This window comes from Pseudomonas sp. UYEF17 (genome assembly GCF_040546125.1).
GTDB lineage: Bacteria > Pseudomonadota > Gammaproteobacteria > Pseudomonadales > Pseudomonadaceae > Aquipseudomonas > Aquipseudomonas putida_Z.
In genome coordinates this window covers 37142-53895 of record NZ_JBEPNE010000023.1, presented here as the reverse complement: position 1 = coordinate 53895, position 16754 = coordinate 37142, and the positions used below count along the sequence as shown (strand labels likewise).

The window sequence follows — 16754 nt, the reverse complement described above, 5'->3', positions numbered from 1 at the left end:
GTAACAAGCCGATGGTCTGAGCCGCTCAGAGGCGTTCGATGACCATCGCGATGCCTTGGCCAACGCCGATGCACATGGTGCACAGGGCGTAGCGTCCGGCGGTTTCTTCCAGCTCGTGCAACGCGGTGGTGACCAGGCGTGCACCGCTCATGCCCAACGGGTGGCCCAGGGCGATGGCACCGCCGTTGCGGTTGACCCGCTCGTCGTCGTCAGCCAGGCCGAGCTCGCGCAGTACCGCGAGGCCCTGGGCGGCAAAGGCCTCGTTGAGCTCGATGACGTCCATGTCGGCCAGCGACAATCCGGTAAGCTCCAGCACCTTGCGGGTAGCCGGCACCGGGCCGATGCCCATCAGCCGTGGTTCGACCCCGGCCACCGCCATGCCGACGATGCGGCCGCGAGCCTTCAGGCCATGACGGCGGGCGGCGGCGCTGCTGGCGAGCAGCAGGGCGCAGGCACCATCGTTGACCCCGGAGGCATTGCCGGCGGTGACGCTGCCGCCGTCGCGGAACGGGGTACCCAGCCTGGCCAGTTGCTCCAGGGTGGTGTCGCCGCGGGGATGTTCGTCGTGATCGACCACTTTGGCCGGGCCTTTGCGCTGCGGGATCTCGACTGGCACGATTTCCCGTGCCAGGCGCCCGCGTGCCTGGGCGGCGGCGGCCTTGTGCTGGCTGCGCAGGGCAAAGGCGTCCTGGTCGGCGCGGGAAATAGCAAATTGCTGCGCAACGTTCTCGGCCGTTTCCGGCATCGAATCGGTGCCGAAGGCCGCCTTCATCAGTGGGTTGACGAAACGCCAGCCGATGGTGGTGTCGAACAGTTCGGCCGCACGGCCGAACGCCTGCTCCGACTTGCCCATGACGAACGGTGCGCGTGACATCGACTCCACGCCGCCGGCCAGCATCAGCCCGGCTTCGCCGCAGCGCAGGGCGCGGGCTGCATTGCCGATGGCGTCCAGGCCGGAGCCACACAGGCGGTTGATGGTGGTGCCCGGCACTTCGATCGGCAGCCCGGCCAGCAAGCTGGCCATGTGCGCGACGTTGCGGTTGTCCTCGCCAGCCTGGTTGGCACAGCCGAGGATGACGTCGTCAATGGCTTTCCAGTCCAGTTCGGGGTGGCGCTGGATCAGGGCCTTGAGCGGGATGGCGGCCAGGTCATCGGCGCGCACGCCGCTCAAGGCGCCGGCATAACGGCCGATGGGGGTGCGCACGGCGTCGATGATCAAGGCATCGGCCAGGGTGTGTTCAGTCATCTTGTGTCTCCTGCGCCAGCACGGTGCCGCGCACTTTGTAGGATTTGCCATGGAACATCGCCACCAGCTCACCGCGCTGGTTCTCGATGCGGACGTGGTACAGGCCGGTGCGGCCCTTGCGGCTGACCTCGCTGGCGCGGGCGGTAAGCACGTCATCACGCAGCGCCGGGGCCAGGTAGTCGATGCTGCAGCCCAGGGCGACGGTGGCCTGGTCGTGACTGTTGCAGGCGAAGGCAAACGCCGAGTCGGCCAGGGCGAACAGGAAGCCGCCATGGCAGGTGCCATGCCCCTGGATCATGTCGGCGCGTACCGGCATGCGCAGGCGTGCCTGGCCCGGGCCGGCCTCCAGCAGGCGGATGCCCAGGCCCTGGGTGGCCTGGTCGCGGGCGTACATGGCCTCGGCACAGGCTTGTGCCAGTTCGACTTCAGTCATGCAGGGTGCCTCCTTTGGCTTCGCAGCGGCGTAACAGCAGGGAAGGGCGGTAACGGCTCTCGCCGTAGCTGCGCTGCAGGTTGTCGAGCACGCGCAGGGTGTGGGCGATGCCGATGTTCGCGGCCCAGGCCAGCGGGCCGCAGGGGTAGTTGACGCCGGCGCGCATGGCCAGGTCGATGTCGGCGGCGCTGCCGACACCTTGCAACACGGCATCGGCGGCCTCGTTGGCGAGCATCGCCACGGTGCGCAGCACCACCAGGCCGGGCAGGTCGGCGACCGCCGTTACCTTCAGGCCGGCACGCCGCAGCAAGGCCACCGCCTGGTCACGAGCGTTGTCGCTGGTGTCGGCCGACCAGCTGATGGCGAGGCGGGTGGCGGTGGTGTAGTCCAGGGCCAGGTCGAGCAGCACCAGGTTGCGCAGGCCGTCTTCCCGGGCGCGCTGGCTGGCCAGGCGGCCATCGGACAGCGCCAAGGTGGCATCGCCCACCTGGATCAGGCCGCTGCCGGCGCGCTGGGTCACGGCGACGCCGCTTTGGCGCAGGCGTTCGATTAGCGGCTGCATCACCCCCAGGTCGCCTTCGACGACGCAGGCATCGACGATGGCGGGGCTGTGCAATTCGGCTGGCTGCGGGCGTTCGGCGCCTTCGGCATAGCTATAGAAGCCTTGGCCGGTCTTGCGCCCGAGGCGGCCTGCGTCCACCAGTTCTTTTTGCACCAGCGAAGGCTGGAAGCGGAAGTCGCCGTAGAACGCATCGAAGACCGAACAGGTAACGGCGTAATTGACATCGTGGCCGATCAGGTCGGTGAGTTCGAACGCGCCCATGCGGAAACCGCCGGCATCACGCAGTAGCGCATCGAGGCTGGCGCAATCGGCTGCGCCTTCCTGCAGCAGGCGCAAGCTTTCGGCGTAGAACGGCCGCGCCACACGGTTGACGATGAAGCCCGGCGTGGAGCGCGTGTGCACCGGCTGCTTGCCCCAGGCCTGGGCGGTGGCATGAATGCACGCGGCAACGGCCGGGGCGGTGGCCAGGCCCGAGACCACTTCAACCAGGGCCATCAGTGGCGCCGGGTTGAAGAAGTGCATGCCAACCACCTGGTGCGGGCGTTGCAGCCCGGCGGCGAGGCTGGTGATAGACAGCGACGAGGTGTTGCTGGCGAGGATGCAGTCGTTGGCGCACAAGGCTTCCAGCTGGCTGAACAGCGCCTGCTTGACCTGGAGGTTCTCGACGATGGCCTCGATCACCAGGCGGGCATCGGCCAAGGATTCGAGGTCGTCTACCGGGCACAGCCGGGCGCTGATGGCTTCCCGCTCGGCAGCCTGCAACTTGCCTTTTTCCACCAGGCGGGCAAGTTGCCGGTCTATGCCGGCCACCGCCTGGGCGGCAGCGCCCGGGCGGTTGTCGTAGAGCTTTACCGGGTGGCCGGCCTGGGCCGCAACCTGGGCGATGCCTGCGCCCATGGCGCCCGCACCGATCACCGCCACCTGGGCATTGCTTGCGAGTGCGCTCATGATCAACGCCCCTTGAATGCCGGCGTGCGCTTGTTCATGAAGGCACTCACGCCTTCGCGATAGTCCTCGCTGCGCCCGGCCAGGCGCTGCAGGTCGCGCTCCAGCTCCAGCTGTTCATCGAAACCGTTGTCGAAACTGGCGTTCAGGCTGCGCTTGATCAGGGCCAGGCCGTAAGTGGGCTGGGTGGCGAGCTGGCGGGCGAGGGTGAGGGCTTCGTCGCGCAGCGCGGCATCGTCCACCACGCGGTGGATCAGCCCCCATTGCTGGGCCTGTTCGGCGCCCAGGCGCTCGCCCAGCATGGCCAGGGCCTTGGCCCGCGCCATGCCGACCAGGCGCGGCAGCAGCCAGGTGCCGCCGGAGTCGGGTACCAGGCCGATCTTGCAGAAGGCCTGGATGAAGCTGGCCGAGCGGGCGGCCAGTACCAGGTCGCAGGCCAGCGGGATGTTGGCACCGGCGCCGGCAGCCACGCCGTTCACCGCGCAGACCACCGGCAGCGGCAGGTCGCGCAGGGTGCGCACCAGCGGGTTGTAGAACTTGTCGATCGATTCGCCCAGGTCCGGCATCTCGGCGCCCGGGGCGACGTTGCGGTCGGACAGGTCCTGGCCGGCGCAGAATCCACGGCCTTCGGCAGTCAGCAACAACACCCGTGCTTCGCTGCTCTGGCGTACTTGCTTGAGTGCCTCGCGCACTTCCAGGTGCATGGCGGTATTGAAGCTGTTCAGCTGCTCGGGGCGATTCAACGAGAGGAGGGCGACGCCGTCCTCGATGGAAAACAGGATGTGCTGGAAAGTCATGACAGACTCGCTCCGTCAGTCGAGGGAAAGATGATCAGCGGCCTTGGAAGCGGGCATGGCGCTTCTCCTGGAAGGCACGGATGCCTTCGTCGCGGTCGGCGGTGCCGGCCAGCAAGGTGAAGGCATGGCGTTCGAAGCGCAGGCCGCTGGCCAGGTCGGTATCGCCGGCCTTGAGCAGCGCTTCCTTGGCCAGGCGCACCGCCAGCGGGGCCTTGGCGGCGATGCTGCGGGCGATGTGCAGGGCGCGTTCTAAGGTGAGTTCCGGCTGGGTGATTTCGCTGACCAGCCCGGCCTGCAAGGCATGTCGGGCGGTGATGGCTTCGCCGGTCAGCACCATTTGCATGGCCAGCGGCTTGCCTACTGCCCGCAGCAGGCGCTGGGTGCCACCGGCGCCGGGGATGATGCCGAGGTTGATTTCCGGCTGGCCGAAACGGGCGTCGCAGCCGGCGATGACGATGTCGGCACACATCACCAGTTCGCAGCCGCCACCCAGGGCGTAGCCGTTGACGGCGGCGATCAGTGGCTTGGCGAAGGCGGCGATGCTTTGCCAGTGGGCCACCCGGGGGTCGTTGAGGATGCCGACCAGGTCGCGTTCGGCCATCTCGCGGATATCGGCGCCTGCGGCGAATGCCTTGCGGCTGCCGGTGAGCACCACCGCACGGATCTGTTCGTCTCGCCCGGCCGCTTCCAGCGCAGCGGCCAGCTCTGCCAGTAGCTCAGTGCACAGGGCGTTGAGCGCCTCGGGCCGTTGCAGGGTAATGAGCTGGACGCCGTGTTCGGGCGCCTGCACATCGAGATATCGCGGCATGTCGGGTTCCTCTGGCTGCACGCACGGCACATCGTGGGGCCGGCATTTCTTGGAATTGTTTGCAGGGGCGTGATCCGGGGATCACGTCCAGTTGGAACCAGTATATGCATTACGCGATACAATTATGCAACATTCAAAATTGTTTCATGTATCTCTTTTTGCGTGAATGACAACTGCATCAGCAAAGGGTTTCATGATGTTGAATCGCTTCATCACCTCGCATTCAATGCATAATGCTGAATTTATGGGAGCGCGATGACCCCAGCAAAAGCGATACACGACCATGCTGATTGACGCATCACAATATTGTGATACAAGATCAGGGCGCATTTGAAATCATTTCAGGAGCTTTGCCATGCCTTGCTATCGACTGGACGGCCTGACGCCCGTGGTTCATCCGACAGCCTACGTGCACCCCAGCGCCGTGCTGATTGGTGATGTCATCGTCGGCCCTCGTTGCTACGTCGGCCCGCTGGCATCACTAAGAGGAGATTTCGGCCGAATCGTGCTGGAGGAGGGCGCCAACCTGCAGGACACCTGCGTGATGCATGGTTTCCCGGGTGGCGATACGGTGGTCGAACGCAACGGGCATGTTGGGCATGGGGCCGTGCTGCACGGCTGCCGCGTGGGCGAAGACGCCTTGATCGGCATGAACGCGGTGGTGATGGATGGTGCCCATGTGGCACCGCGCTGCATCGTCGCGGCCACGGCATTCGTCAAGGCGGGCTTCGAATGTGCGGCACAAAGCCTGGTGATGGGCTCGCCAGCCCAGGTCAAGCGCCCACTGACCGAACAGGAACTGGCCTGGAAGCAACGCGGCACGGCGGAGTACCAGCACCTGGCGCAACGCTGCATGAACAGCATGGTCGAATGCCCACCACTGACCGAGATCGAGCCCGAGCGCCCACGCATGGAAGACACTGGCGTCAGGCCCAAAGGCCAGGCATCGGCATGAGCCTGGCAGCGTCACGCAATGGTCAGGCGGCCCGCCGCGCAGGTATAGTCGGTGCTTTAACCGCGCACAGTTCGCCCATGAGCAATCTCGCCCCACTGAACAACCTGATCACCCGCTTCCAGGAACAGACGCCGATCCGCGCCAGTTCCCTGATCATCACTTTGTACGGCGACGCCATCGAGCCCCACGGCGGAACCGTCTGGCTGGGTAGCCTGATCAACCTGCTGGAGCCGATCGGCATCAACGAGCGCCTGATCCGCACATCGATCTTCCGCCTTACCAAGGAAGGCTGGCTCACCGCCGAAAAGGTTGGCCGCCGCAGTTACTACAGCCTGACAGGGGCTGGCCGCCGGCGGTTCGAGAAGGCCTTCAAACGGGTCTACAGCCCCAGCCAACCAGCCTGGGACGGCGCCTGGACGCTGGTGTTGCTCTCGCAACTGGAGGCCGGCAAGCGCAAGGCTTTGCGTGAAGAGTTGGAGTGGCAGGGCTTCGGGGCCATGGCGCCGAACCTGCTGGGCTGCCCACGGGCAGACCGCGCCGACCTGGCCGCCACCTTGCGTGACCTGGAGGCGAGCGACGACAGCATCGTCTTCGAAACCCACACCCAGGAAGTGCTGGCATCCAAGGCCATGCGCGCCCAGGTGCGGGAAAGCTGGCGTATCGACGAACTGGGGCAGCAGTACAGCGAGTTCATCCAGCTGTTCAGGCCGCTATGGCAAGGTTTGAAAGAGCAGCAACAGCTTGATGCGCAGGATTGTTTCCTGGCACGTACGCTGCTGATTCACGAATACCGCCGGCTGCTGCTGCGCGACCCGCAGCTGCCGGACGAGCTGCTGCCTGGGGATTGGGAGGGACGGGCCGCGCGACAGTTGTGCCGTAACCTCTATCGGCTGGTGTTTGCCAAGGCGGAAGAATGGCTGAATGCAGCGCTGGAGACGGCTGATGGGCCGTTGCCGGATGTGAATGAAGGCTTTTACAGGCGTTTTGGCGGGCTTGTTTGAGGATTGGGTGCAGAGGCGGGTTTTATATAACTACGCTAAATACTCATTTAGTGTAGTTATACCTTATTTGCATATATAGCATGGCAAATGGGGGTATCGCGCGGTCCTCATGTATCTTTTGTCGCTTGTACTGATCACATCGCTTGCAGGCCAGCACCCACAGGGATGGTTCGTGGCTTGAGGTCTGCAAGAGATGTAAACAACTGTCTTCTCAATCCTGCGGGCCCTTGTAGGAGCGGCCTTGTGTCGCGATGGGCTGCGCAGCAGCCCCCAAGGTTTCAAAGCAGACGCATAATTGCTGGGGCTGCCTTGCAGCCCATCGCGACACAAGGCCGCTCCTACAATTGACCGCGTTAACCGATCGACCGGGAGTTGGGTTGCCGGCGATGGGCAGCGTGGCAACAGTCGTCAGTGTGGTCATGCATGCGCCGAATTTGTACTGGTAAACAAGGTCGAGGGTAACCGTACCAGGTTTCTTTCAAGCACTCAGGGTACAGGTGCAAATGGCTGGCCTGATATCCAAGTCGCGGTAGCCAACAGTCCAAAAGGCAAGGCAACGCATCTGGCACCAGGTCGGCGCTTGTGATGGTAAGCGAGCGATGGATCAGGACAGATTATCTAGACCAGGGAGCTTTCCCTGGTCCCAAAGTGCCTCACTCGTGGTCCGGTGACCAAATATAGACTAGCGCATAATGAGTATTATGTTAAATCAGGTGCGATGTTAGAAATGTTCATGAGTTGTCCAATCCCACATACCTACGGTCAACCCCCCACAAACCCCCGTTTCCCAGAAATTCAAAAGCTTGGGTTCCATTCATAATCCTATCTCTGCGCATGGCCCTTCATTAACCTCCGGTTGACCCCACTCGACCCTGAACCCCATTCGACCACGACATCCACCATGGCAATGCTGCAGCTTTCTGCTACAGGTTAAAGGAGCCATCACTCATTCTAGCCCCCTGGTTCTGTCATGACTCGGTCGTTCATCCCATTCCCGATTTTCCCTCCCTACGTTTACGGGGGGCCAAATCAGCTTCGATCCTTTCCTACGAATCTGGCTGTGGCTGATCGGCTAGCCCAGATAGACCCGGCAGCCCATCCCTTCATCAACATCTGGTACGTCGACAGGAATGTGAATTGGATTGCTCACAGTTGGGGCGCAGAAAATCCTCACCGTCAGTACCACAGCTGCATTATGGGTCTGGAGAAAATGCTCAATTGGAGCTTTGCTCATGGCCTGTCACTCGTTGACTGGCGCCGCAACGACTTTGAGAACTACGCAGAGTTTGTGCTCAACCCGCCAAAAGCTTGGACTGTGTACGGCAAACAGGTGAACCACTTCAACCTAGGCGAGATAAGTGACTAAGGCAGGCGCCTCAAACGGCCCGGCCCTTGCCTTCCAACCTGACAATCAACTAACCGCGCTTCTGACTGGAAGCGCGGCTAACAGTGGCTGATTTTCAGTAATCACTCATCGGTTGAGGGAGGCAAAAACTCCTTGGATTTTCCGTTTGCCTCATTTTTGACCCATTGAGTCATCTTAGGTTTACCGCGATCAAGCCAAATCGCACCCTCAACACGTCTCCAGGCTGCGTTTTCATTTGCTCCGCCAGGCCAAACGCCCCTCTCAGCAATGAAGACCCAAACACAAGTAAGCTCATTTTGTTTGAGGTAGGCCTCAAACATTGACTTATCAATGAATGCATAAGACCCCTCACTACCAGCATCACTACTAATAAACTGAACTTTGCCATCATTGGTACCGTAGCGACCCAATGCACCGGGAACTGGATTCAGTGTAAGCTGCCGCGCAAGCCAAGGGGCAGGCAATATAGCACTCGCTCCATTTGGCAACGAGCAGTCCAAGTGTGACTCCCACAAGTACCTCACACAAGGTATCGCCGTCTTTACAGACTTTCCAGTTCTGAATTTATCCTCAGTGTACATTTCCTGAGGCCAGGTATGCCGCCATGGAGCCTCAAGAAGAAACCCGGCATCAGTACGCTGACTAGGAGACCAGGTGTCAACATCAATGCTTTTCTCGCCTTCAAGAATTTGAATAAATTTACGCTTATTCTTATTTTCCAGAACGACCGGAAGCAGGAAGCGCCACTCTTCCTGCCTTAATCCATGCTGAGTTACTCGACCATCGTCGTACCTGATACTGCTCGAGGCATGTTCGTACATCGTCAACCACTGCCGGCCGTCCTCACCAACTCGAGAAATATAGGTCGGAAACTCAGACGTAAAATCTGCAGAAAATGGCCATGCAGACAACTCATCTTCCTCTGTAAAGCCAAGATCTACCGAGCAGAGATCTATACCATAGATCTTTAAAGGAGCTGTCTGCTCGTCCGTTGGTGATGTGAGCATTGTAGGATCAATATCTCTATGAAAGCCTACATCGAGCGGATTCTTATAGGCTTTGGCGTCGTCGTTGAATGTTTCAGCGAGCCAGTAGTTATCTGAAATCCGGCAAAGCAATTCATCAAGAGCAATCCACTGATATTTCTTACCGATCCGTTCAGTTAACGCCCGCTGTCTCGTATGGCCGCCGTAGCTCCTAGAGCTATCATCTGGAAATAGCTCGGCTGTCCAGCCAAACTTGTAGGCTCTGTGAGCAACCCACCGTTGCGCGCCTTCTACATCTATTCTGGCCAGTTGACGAGTGCCTCTGAACTCAAAATCAAATTTGTGACTATATTCTGCAGTATATCTAGCTTGTTCCTCCTCGGACAAAAGAGCCAGGAGTTCTAGCTGACAGGCCTCCATAGCCTTCCTAGTTTCATCAAGCCTCCTCTTTTTATCACCGGGCTTTTCACTAGCGCGCTTAAGCAGGTCGACGAAGGGATTGCTACCCCACCTCAGCTCTTGCATCCTTTCAAGTATTTTAACCCGCTTAGAGTGCGGCGCTATAACCTCTGTTTCGAATGATTCTTCAATTTTCTTAGGTGACCGCGGTGCAGGAGAGCAAAGTGGAGCATCCAAAAAATCTCTAACTCTAGGTTTAACTTCGTAGCTTGCAAAATCTCCCATCAGACACGCGCACGAATAGTAGATTGTGTCGTCGCCGGCAGCAGAGGCTACACCCCTAAGCTTTGCGTCCGAAACATTTAGTTTTGCAGGTGAGGACGAATATGGAGGTTGGCAGGCCTCCAAGTCCACGCCTTCATCTAAACAATCCAGTGATACCGCCCGCTCTACTATTCCTAAAGCGTAGTCGCGCACAAGCAAAGATAGAGGGACATGCTCTCTGTTGAAGACATGTCCATACGCTGTTGCTGCGTAGGACTTGAGACGATGAATAGAGGGCTCAATACAGCACGCGCCGTATCCCGCCGCATGCAAGCGCTCCAAGACATACATGTCATCAACATCGGAAAGTGCCGCGCACAGTCTTTCATACAGTCGAACTTCAGCAACAAACAGAGAGGTCAGAGCCTTTGTACAGCAATCACGAACTTCACGATTGGAGGCCGTCGTAAGCCAGGCTAGAGCTAGAGCACACAGATACTGCACCTCTCCATCAGTCTTGGGCGTCTGATCTTGAATACTCCAACTCCAAAGTCTCTCGACGACACCGCCCTCATCAAGATGAAGCTCATTTACCCTGACCGTCCAGAAAGCATCTCGTTCAGCAAGCTTCCGCCGAATTAAATTTTTATGAAGAAACTCTGCGTTCCACGGATGCTTCTTACTGGCACAAAGCTCGATCAGAATGAAAAAATATTGCTCATCCTGTAACGCCAGATTGTTGAAAATCTCTAGAGTCCTATCGGTGAAGGCATCGACATCTCTCCAGCGAATGCTTTCAGCAAAGGACTGGCGAAGAATATGACTGAGCATCCATTTCTGCGATCCGCCAGGCATCACATCAATAAGCTCTACCCCGAACTTCTTTGGTATCTGGATAGATAGCGCCTCTATCAAGCCGCTCCATTCCCAATCGACTTGAGTACCATCTATAAAGAAGCTCAAAACCCCAGACGCAAGCTCAGCGGAGATGTCAGTAGTAACTCCAAGCAAAGAGTCTGCAATCAAATGATCCTGAAGCCGCTGAAAACTGAAACGAATGACATCATCTACCACAAGAAACGGGTCATCTGATTCATTTTCTGGGTCAGGGTCAAGGCGAACGAGCCCATTTCGCAGCAGCACTGTCAACCACGTAAGACCGGCAGGAATAGGGAAATCTTGGAAAGCCGCCTTGCTGATTGCCTCGGCATTTGACTTAGAAATAAAGTCCTTCCGACCAAACGCCATAGCCTTCGCAATTCCCAACAAAGCAGTCATCATAGACGGATATAGTTCACTACTCCCATCATAACCTGCCCCCAAATTCACGGCGACGCTTCTCAAGTAAAAACTGAAGATGCTTTTAGCACCATGAAGCCCTACAGGAAATTGCTTCGCACCTGTCTGCACAAGCGCTATACAAGCACTTCGCAGAAACAATGGATTCACAAATTCAGATGCCAACCAAGGGTTATTAGGATGGGAAATACCATACTTACTCAAATAGACCTTGGCTGCTCTGCGCTGCTCAGCAACGCTAGAAAAACCGTGAACGACAAACTTTTTCACACCACGCAATACAGCATCACTGACAATATACTTTGTATATTCTGTTCGACAACTTACCACAATGGCCAAGTTTGGATATTTACGAACTCGAGAGAAAAACTCTCCCAGCTCATTCTTCCACAACGCCGCCCCAGCCCCTTCATTTATTGCATCAACAAGTATCATCCCCCTGCAACTCTGCGCTTGCGCCTTCGAATTAAGAGCTTGCAACAACGCCTCTGCGGAAATATCAGCGAGCTCTAGGCGGGATGTAATTTGCTGCCAAATATTACCACCCCCTAATTGCTGCCCAAGCACCAGAAGTACAGGCTGATTATTCTGCAGACATTTTTCGGCTGCACTGCCTAGCAGGTGAGATTTTCCAGTTCCAGCTTTTCCATCTATTAGCGCACAACGATCACCTTCGGCCTTAAAGTAATTAGACGTCAACAGACCAACAAGACCATCTGCGGCATCAACAACTCCACTGCACTTTTCCAGCGCAAACTTATAGGTCTCCTTCCCCAGCTCTTGATTTCCAGCACCTGAATTTAACGATATCAGCTTACGCTGATACTCCCTAACACTCTCGGCCAGTTCGCGAGCAAGCCGAATGCACGTATCGATTGGCCAGGGATCAAAATCTTCTTTCAGATCAGCGATTTTGATAGCACCCTTTAATTCATCGAGTGCAGAACCTACTCCGGCCGCATCAGATTCTAGCCCCCGGATAAACCTTGAGGTTGTCGAAGAAAGCCGAGTAAAATTATCTTCAGCCACCAATACAAAGCTTTTAATTTCACCCCTTACGCTATCGCTACGACTTATAACCTCAAAAAGCCTTTCAATCTCTACCTCTACATGATCTTCTGGATGATATCGCTCTTCTAGAGATGTCAGCGCTCGTTCGACGTGGTCTTTGAACCAAGAATCAGAAAACTCAGCATCGCCAAACCAGTAACGGGTTACCCCCTCGCAATCTGGAGCAGTTAACCTGTCTGAAAGTTCGGACGCGGGCCATACGACAAAAACAATATCTTCCTGGCCTAATTCAGCGCGATGAGCATTCCACTTAGCCACACGCGCCTGCCAATGCTGCCACCCTGTAGCGCCCCTCCCCTTCACACCGGACTTATCGGTTAGATCACACGCAAGCGCGACAACATATTTAATCAGTGTCGGATGCGTTTTTATTGCCTGCTCAACGGACTCGTCAATCTGCGCCCAATCAATACTACCTGCGCGAGTAAAAAACTTTGCCTGATAGCCGATCTTTGAACCGTCAGTGAGCAGCCAATACGCTTCCACACCGCCGTCGCCACCAGCTCCCTCTATTCGCCTGAATTCTTTCGCCTCAACCGGCCTATCACTTTTAGCGAGCTGGCACATCAGCGACTCAAAAGATTGACGCTGACCTGCCTCCAAACCTCTTATCTTGGAGAAATCCATGCTTAAACCGCCTTCCATTCTTAACTGAGAACTGTTTTGCCTAGTAGCAGTAATTACTTGCCAGTATTGAAAATACTGCGCACAACACCTTCACTCAATCAATATGACTAAAGAAGCACGCCTGCCGACTCCACTTAAAATACAAATTTCTGCCATCCCAATAGCTGACCTGTCCTTGGGAGTCGACACTTCGCTTTGCTCGGAAGACAGTGGAGCCACTCCTTTGGGTGAGGATGCGGTTGTCCAGGATCGGCACCTCATGACCTTCAGGACCATGCCCATCCTGACCAACGATCCGCCTAGGTAGATACATCAACAAAGCGGCATGCCTGGTCTCTTTGAGCACGAGCGCGAAGGAATTGGTGATCGTGCGATACCCGGTATGTGCATGAACAACCAGGTCATGGTTCCCCCTCTCGAAACGGCTCAATGCCGATAGGAGGTTCTGATCTGATACGAGCACCGACTTGTCACGGATAATCCCTTGCTGGGCTTGCCCGCACCAGTCAGCTACGTCTGCAGAAGTATTTAGCTCCAGCCTCCCTTCGCACCGGCCGGCAAAAGCTTCGACACCTGGCAGATATCGCGAAGTAGTCACAAATATGCCGCTTTTGGCCTTTTCAAGAGACACGACGCCGAACAACGCTTGGACAGCCTCGAGACCTATTGGCCTTTTAGGGTCGTATCGTTTGGCTTGAACCAGTGTCAGGGTATCGCCTTGCGGCCCTCGCTGAAGGAGGCGAACGTCGACACCTCCATCACCAACCCCAGGCCCGACCTGTGACTCATATCCCAAGGTTTGGAAAACCCGGGACAGCAGTATCTCGAAAGCTCGGGGACTAATATTAAGGAGCTGCTCAGGCCGAGCTTGGAAATACTGGTAGAGCTCGGCGTAGACGTCGCCAACGTCCTCGACGATCAGGCTGCACACCCATTTCCAGTGAAAATACTGATCGTAGACAGCCTGCAGTTCGTCCGTCGTTGCGTAGAAATAGTAGGAGCAGCCGTCATTGTTCTCGAACCAGAAGCCATGCGACTTACAGACCTCATCCAACTCAGCCCTTAAAGGTGGGTTTAGGTCTTCATCCAGCATGTGGGCGAGATCTCCACTGCTATGGAGGATGAAGACCACCGCATCCTCACCTGGCTCTCCTTGCACACGCTCTGCGTAGGACGTGAAGCCGCTGTCATACCAGAGGTCATTTTTTTCCGCCCATGACTTGATGTCGTTCTGAGCGTTGAGAATACGTTGTTCGAGAACGTGATCGGAAAACGCTGACATTATCCCTTCCCTATTTCAGATCACTTCACTCAGGCCACGGGCACTCACAAATCAACATCGTCGAAAATATTCCAGCCAGTGAATGTGACCATTGCCTGCATCGGTAGGGGCTGCGCGTCTGCAGGCCTCACGACTCGCGCATGTGAGACTCGAGCTATCCATTTCTGTATCCATTTTTTCTGGATGAAGACCTCATCCTGGACACCTGGGCAATCCAGAAACTCGCTGGATAAATCGTCCAGTTGCTCCAAGAAGCCTGCGATGTAGTAGTCCGGACTTCTATCGCCTGTATAGCTCGCGATGTGCGCGTCTCGGATCCTACGAAGGTCGGTCTGCAAGAAGCTCTCAACCTCTAGATAAAAATCTTCCAGCGCCTGCGGTTCAAAGAATTGGTGCACGCGATGATCGCAGATGTAGGCAAGGTCATCGTGTTCAAAAACGGCTCGAGAGATTTGCAGCGCGATCTCTCCATGAAGCTTTACTGGAAGTAGGCCAAGATTCTCTAGGCGGATTGCTAGGTAAGCCACGCTTGAGAACGAGGTAGGCTGAAAATCTTCGATCAGGTTGTTCAGGAAGGATGTGTCCCTTTCCGAATACGCTAGCAGAAAGGCTTTATCAGCCCGTTGCAAAAGGAACCTGTACAAGTCCTCCTCATCGGGACTCTCCTCATCAAGCTCTAGGGCAAAATTGTAATAGAGCCTGTCTGCGATGAAGGAGAACATGCTCGCGGGCAGGATCGTAGCGTTTTTTAGCCCCATGTCGCCGCAAGTAACCATCTCCATCAACCGTTGAATGGAGGTACCCTCGACAAAGATCTGAAGGTGCTCGGGGCTCTGTGCGAGAATGATCGCGAACGCATCGCCAATGGTCGGATGCTTGTAGCGCCAGTGACGACCTTCCGGGGTGTCCACTAGCTGCACAAAACTGCCGTTGAGGCTATCGAGTGCACGGATGCAACCTCCTGGATCGCTACCTAACCTTTCAAGAGCCCTATCCTCCCCAGGTGTCAGCGTAAATGGGCTTTCAATAGAACCTTTGTTCATGTGGATCAGCGCAAGAGCCGCCTGACAGTGGCGATCCAAGCCCTGCATTGTCTCGACCAGCCAATCCTCTTGCTCCTCAACAAATCTGTCGATTGAGATTTGGTCAAGTAGAAGCCTTTTGGTGAACTCCTTGTTCCCCAACCGCCTGGCGGTCTCCGGGGCAAAGCGACTATGCGATACCACTCCTGGCAAGAAAGCCTTCAAGTCAGCGCGAATTTCAGGTGTCTGATTACCCAGCTTGATGTGGTTGTAAAGGATCTGCTCCCGCTCTGCTGTGCTGAGCCCGTGTACGTCGATGACCACCTGGCTTTCTTCGAGCAAAGGAAACGAAGACCTTTTCAGGTCAAGTCGAGCGCTCCTATAAATGTAATCTCGGCTGGTCAGCACCACGCGATGCCCGGCCCTGATCATAGAGGAGAGCGACGGCATAATCCGATTCCACTCTTGTGTCAGTCCAGACTCGTACTGCATTGCTCCGAATGCATCATCGATCCAAAAAAACTGAGACTGTTCCTCAGTATTCCAATGGTCTCTGATCTGCTCGGGCCTATCGAGCTTGAGTACCTGGCTGCCCCATCCATCCATGGCACAGATAGCCATCAAGGAAGCGATAGTGGTCTTGCCTACTGCTGGCTCCCCCACTAAAAGCACAAACCCATGCTGCTCGAGCGCTTTCAACGACTTGCGATATGCCTCAGTGACGACCATCTTCGAGAGATCAGGAAGCTGAGTCAGGAGTGCCTTTGTCTGCTTGTACTTTCGATCATCAAAAATCTGACTCAAGTCGCCCAGACCATAGAGCCGCGGCACGGTCATGCGAAGATTGCTGTTCAGCTGGATCTTGTCGCAGATCCAGGTAGAGCCCAGTAGCAAAACGTGCTTGACCCCTACGTTCTCGAATGCGGACTCGATCTTGCGGTGGCTCTCGCCCGTCCAATCTCCATTCGTCATGAGGACGTAAACGTCACATTGCCCCTCTGCCACGAGTCGGCGCACCTTTATGAGCTCATCAGCCACATCCGACAGAGTGAAATTATGATCACGGCGTGATGTGAATTTGCACTGGAAAACAAACTTGCCTTCGTACAGCTCATTTGGCTGCGGTGCCCACCTTCCAGTGAAGGCCCCATCGCGCCCCCGATCGTTGCCCTCAAGGAAGGTCGTCAACGTCTGCCCTAGTACGCTGGAGGCTACTGACGTGCACAACTGCTGAAAATTGTGCCATCCCAAGAGGTGAAGGTCGTATTTGGGGGAGCTCATCAATCGCTGGATCCTTGCAACCAAAGTCCTGAAACTGGACAAAGTGCCAGCATAGCGGAACTGCCGTAATGGCGTGAGAAGCAAACCGGACGCAGCACTGCACATCACCCTTTACACCGGCGTAGAGAAATGGCCAGAACACGACGGTCGGCAAGTGATATGGCAGATCGCTGCGCGACGCAGCACCTACAAGCACTTGAGCAAACGCAGTGTTCTCTACAAAGCCAAACGTCAGATCGAGAAGGCCAAAGCGCAGACACGGGCGAAAGTCGAGCATCCCTTTCGCGTGATCAAGCGCCAGTTCGGTTATGTGAAAACCCGCTTCCGTGGGTTGGCTAAGAACACGGCGCAACTGACTACGCTGTTTTGGCTGAAGTCGTAAACCACCGCCGAGGTTTCGCAAAACGAGC

11 protein-coding genes and 1 pseudogene are annotated in these 16754 nt (G+C 56.7%); 4 read left to right on the top strand and 8 right to left on the bottom strand.

What is annotated here, in order from left to right:
• Nucleotides 1-25: 25 nt before the first annotated feature.
• From pcaF to paaF, 5 genes are read right to left on the bottom strand one after another with little or no spacing between them, the layout of a single operon-like run.
• Nucleotides 26-1246, bottom strand: a complete 1221-nt coding sequence (gene pcaF / locus ABIB24_RS24205) for a 3-oxoadipyl-CoA thiolase (RefSeq protein ID WP_354317394.1) — start codon at nt 1244-1246, stop codon at nt 26-28.
• Complete coding sequence (gene paaI, locus ABIB24_RS24200; protein WP_137163934.1) at nt 1239-1679, bottom strand: hydroxyphenylacetyl-CoA thioesterase PaaI; 441 nt, start codon at nt 1677-1679, stop codon at nt 1239-1241. The genes pcaF and paaI overlap by 8 nt, the downstream gene beginning before the upstream one ends.
• Nucleotides 1672-3189 (bottom strand): 3-hydroxyacyl-CoA dehydrogenase PaaH, encoded by a 1518-nt coding sequence (gene paaH / locus ABIB24_RS24195; protein WP_354317393.1) that lies wholly within the window; start codon nt 3187-3189, stop codon nt 1672-1674. The genes paaI and paaH overlap by 8 nt, the downstream gene beginning before the upstream one ends.
• Before the next feature lie 2 nt (nt 3190-3191).
• Nucleotides 3192-3983 (bottom strand): 2-(1,2-epoxy-1,2-dihydrophenyl)acetyl-CoA isomerase PaaG, encoded by a 792-nt coding sequence (gene paaG / locus ABIB24_RS24190; RefSeq protein WP_013972608.1) that lies wholly within the window; start codon nt 3981-3983, stop codon nt 3192-3194.
• A 34-nt stretch (nt 3984-4017) separates the two neighbouring features.
• Nucleotides 4018-4791 (bottom strand): 2,3-dehydroadipyl-CoA hydratase PaaF, encoded by a 774-nt coding sequence (paaF, locus tag ABIB24_RS24185; protein WP_354317392.1) that lies wholly within the window; start codon nt 4789-4791, stop codon nt 4018-4020.
• 355 nt (nt 4792-5146) lie between these two features.
• Here paaF and paaY point away from each other — a divergent pair, with 355 nt between their 5' ends.
• The 3 genes from paaY to ABIB24_RS24170 all read left to right on the top strand — a co-directional run bounded on the left by paaY (nt 5147) and on the right by ABIB24_RS24170 (nt 8113).
• Complete coding sequence (paaY, locus tag ABIB24_RS24180; RefSeq protein ID WP_025339114.1) at nt 5147-5746, top strand: phenylacetic acid degradation protein PaaY; 600 nt, start codon at nt 5147-5149, stop codon at nt 5744-5746.
• A 77-nt stretch (nt 5747-5823) separates the two neighbouring features.
• The gene (gene paaX, locus ABIB24_RS24175) at nt 5824-6747 is read left to right on the top strand and encodes a phenylacetic acid degradation operon negative regulatory protein PaaX (RefSeq protein WP_286918787.1); all 924 of its coding nucleotides are present in this window, start codon (nt 5824-5826) and stop codon (nt 6745-6747) included.
• 970 nt (nt 6748-7717) lie between these two features.
• Nucleotides 7718-8113 carry a hypothetical protein gene (locus ABIB24_RS24170; protein ID WP_354317391.1) on the top strand — a complete coding sequence of 132 codons (396 nt, stop codon included), beginning with the start codon at nt 7718-7720 and terminating at the stop codon, nt 8111-8113.
• A 101-nt stretch (nt 8114-8214) separates the two neighbouring features.
• Here the strand turns inward: ABIB24_RS24170 and ABIB24_RS24165 are convergent, their stop codons facing one another.
• The 3 genes from ABIB24_RS24165 to ABIB24_RS24155 all read right to left on the bottom strand — a co-directional run bounded on the left by ABIB24_RS24165 (nt 8215) and on the right by ABIB24_RS24155 (nt 16344).
• Nucleotides 8215-12759 carry an NACHT domain-containing protein gene (locus ABIB24_RS24165; protein ID WP_354317390.1) on the bottom strand — a complete coding sequence of 1515 codons (4545 nt, stop codon included), beginning with the start codon at nt 12757-12759 and terminating at the stop codon, nt 8215-8217.
• 94 nt (nt 12760-12853) lie between these two features.
• Nucleotides 12854-14041: a restriction endonuclease gene (locus ABIB24_RS24160; RefSeq protein WP_354317388.1), complete on the bottom strand. Its 1188-nt coding sequence runs from the start codon at nt 14039-14041 to the stop codon at nt 12854-12856.
• Nucleotides 14042-14085: 44 nt separating this feature from the next.
• Nucleotides 14086-16344: an nSTAND3 domain-containing NTPase gene (locus tag ABIB24_RS24155; RefSeq protein WP_354317387.1), complete on the bottom strand. Its 2259-nt coding sequence runs from the start codon at nt 16342-16344 to the stop codon at nt 14086-14088.
• Nucleotides 16345-16456: 112 nt separating this feature from the next.
• On the opposite strand from ABIB24_RS24155, the pseudogene ABIB24_RS24150 reads away from it, so the two are divergent.
• Nucleotides 16457-16726, top strand: a pseudogene (locus ABIB24_RS24150) (transposase); the annotation flags it as partial.
• Nucleotides 16727-16754: the final 28 nt, after the last annotated feature.

What these genes read in the sequence shown, in the direction of transcription:
- pcaF (WP_354317394.1), bottom strand. Translation starts at nt 1,246, where the DNA reads ATGACTGAACACACCCTGGCCGATGCCTTGATCATCGACGCCGTGCGC.
- paaI (WP_137163934.1), bottom strand. Translation starts at nt 1,679, where the DNA reads ATGACTGAAGTCGAACTGGCACAAGCCTGTGCCGAGGCCATGTACGCC.
- paaH (WP_354317393.1), bottom strand. Translation starts at nt 3,189, where the DNA reads ATGAGCGCACTCGCAAGCAATGCCCAGGTGGCGGTGATCGGTGCGGGC.
- paaG (WP_013972608.1), bottom strand. Translation starts at nt 3,983, where the DNA reads ATGACTTTCCAGCACATCCTGTTTTCCATCGAGGACGGCGTCGCCCTC.
- paaF (WP_354317392.1), bottom strand. Translation starts at nt 4,791, where the DNA reads ATGCCGCGATATCTCGATGTGCAGGCGCCCGAACACGGCGTCCAGCTC.
- paaY (WP_025339114.1), top strand. Translation starts at nt 5,147, where the DNA reads ATGCCTTGCTATCGACTGGACGGCCTGACGCCCGTGGTTCATCCGACA.
- paaX (WP_286918787.1), top strand. Translation starts at nt 5,824, where the DNA reads ATGAGCAATCTCGCCCCACTGAACAACCTGATCACCCGCTTCCAGGAA.
- ABIB24_RS24170 (WP_354317391.1), top strand. Translation starts at nt 7,718, where the DNA reads ATGACTCGGTCGTTCATCCCATTCCCGATTTTCCCTCCCTACGTTTAC.
- ABIB24_RS24165 (WP_354317390.1), bottom strand. Translation starts at nt 12,759, where the DNA reads ATGGATTTCTCCAAGATAAGAGGTTTGGAGGCAGGTCAGCGTCAATCT.
- ABIB24_RS24160 (WP_354317388.1), bottom strand. Translation starts at nt 14,041, where the DNA reads ATGTCAGCGTTTTCCGATCACGTTCTCGAACAACGTATTCTCAACGCT.
- ABIB24_RS24155 (WP_354317387.1), bottom strand. Translation starts at nt 16,344, where the DNA reads ATGAGCTCCCCCAAATACGACCTTCACCTCTTGGGATGGCACAATTTT.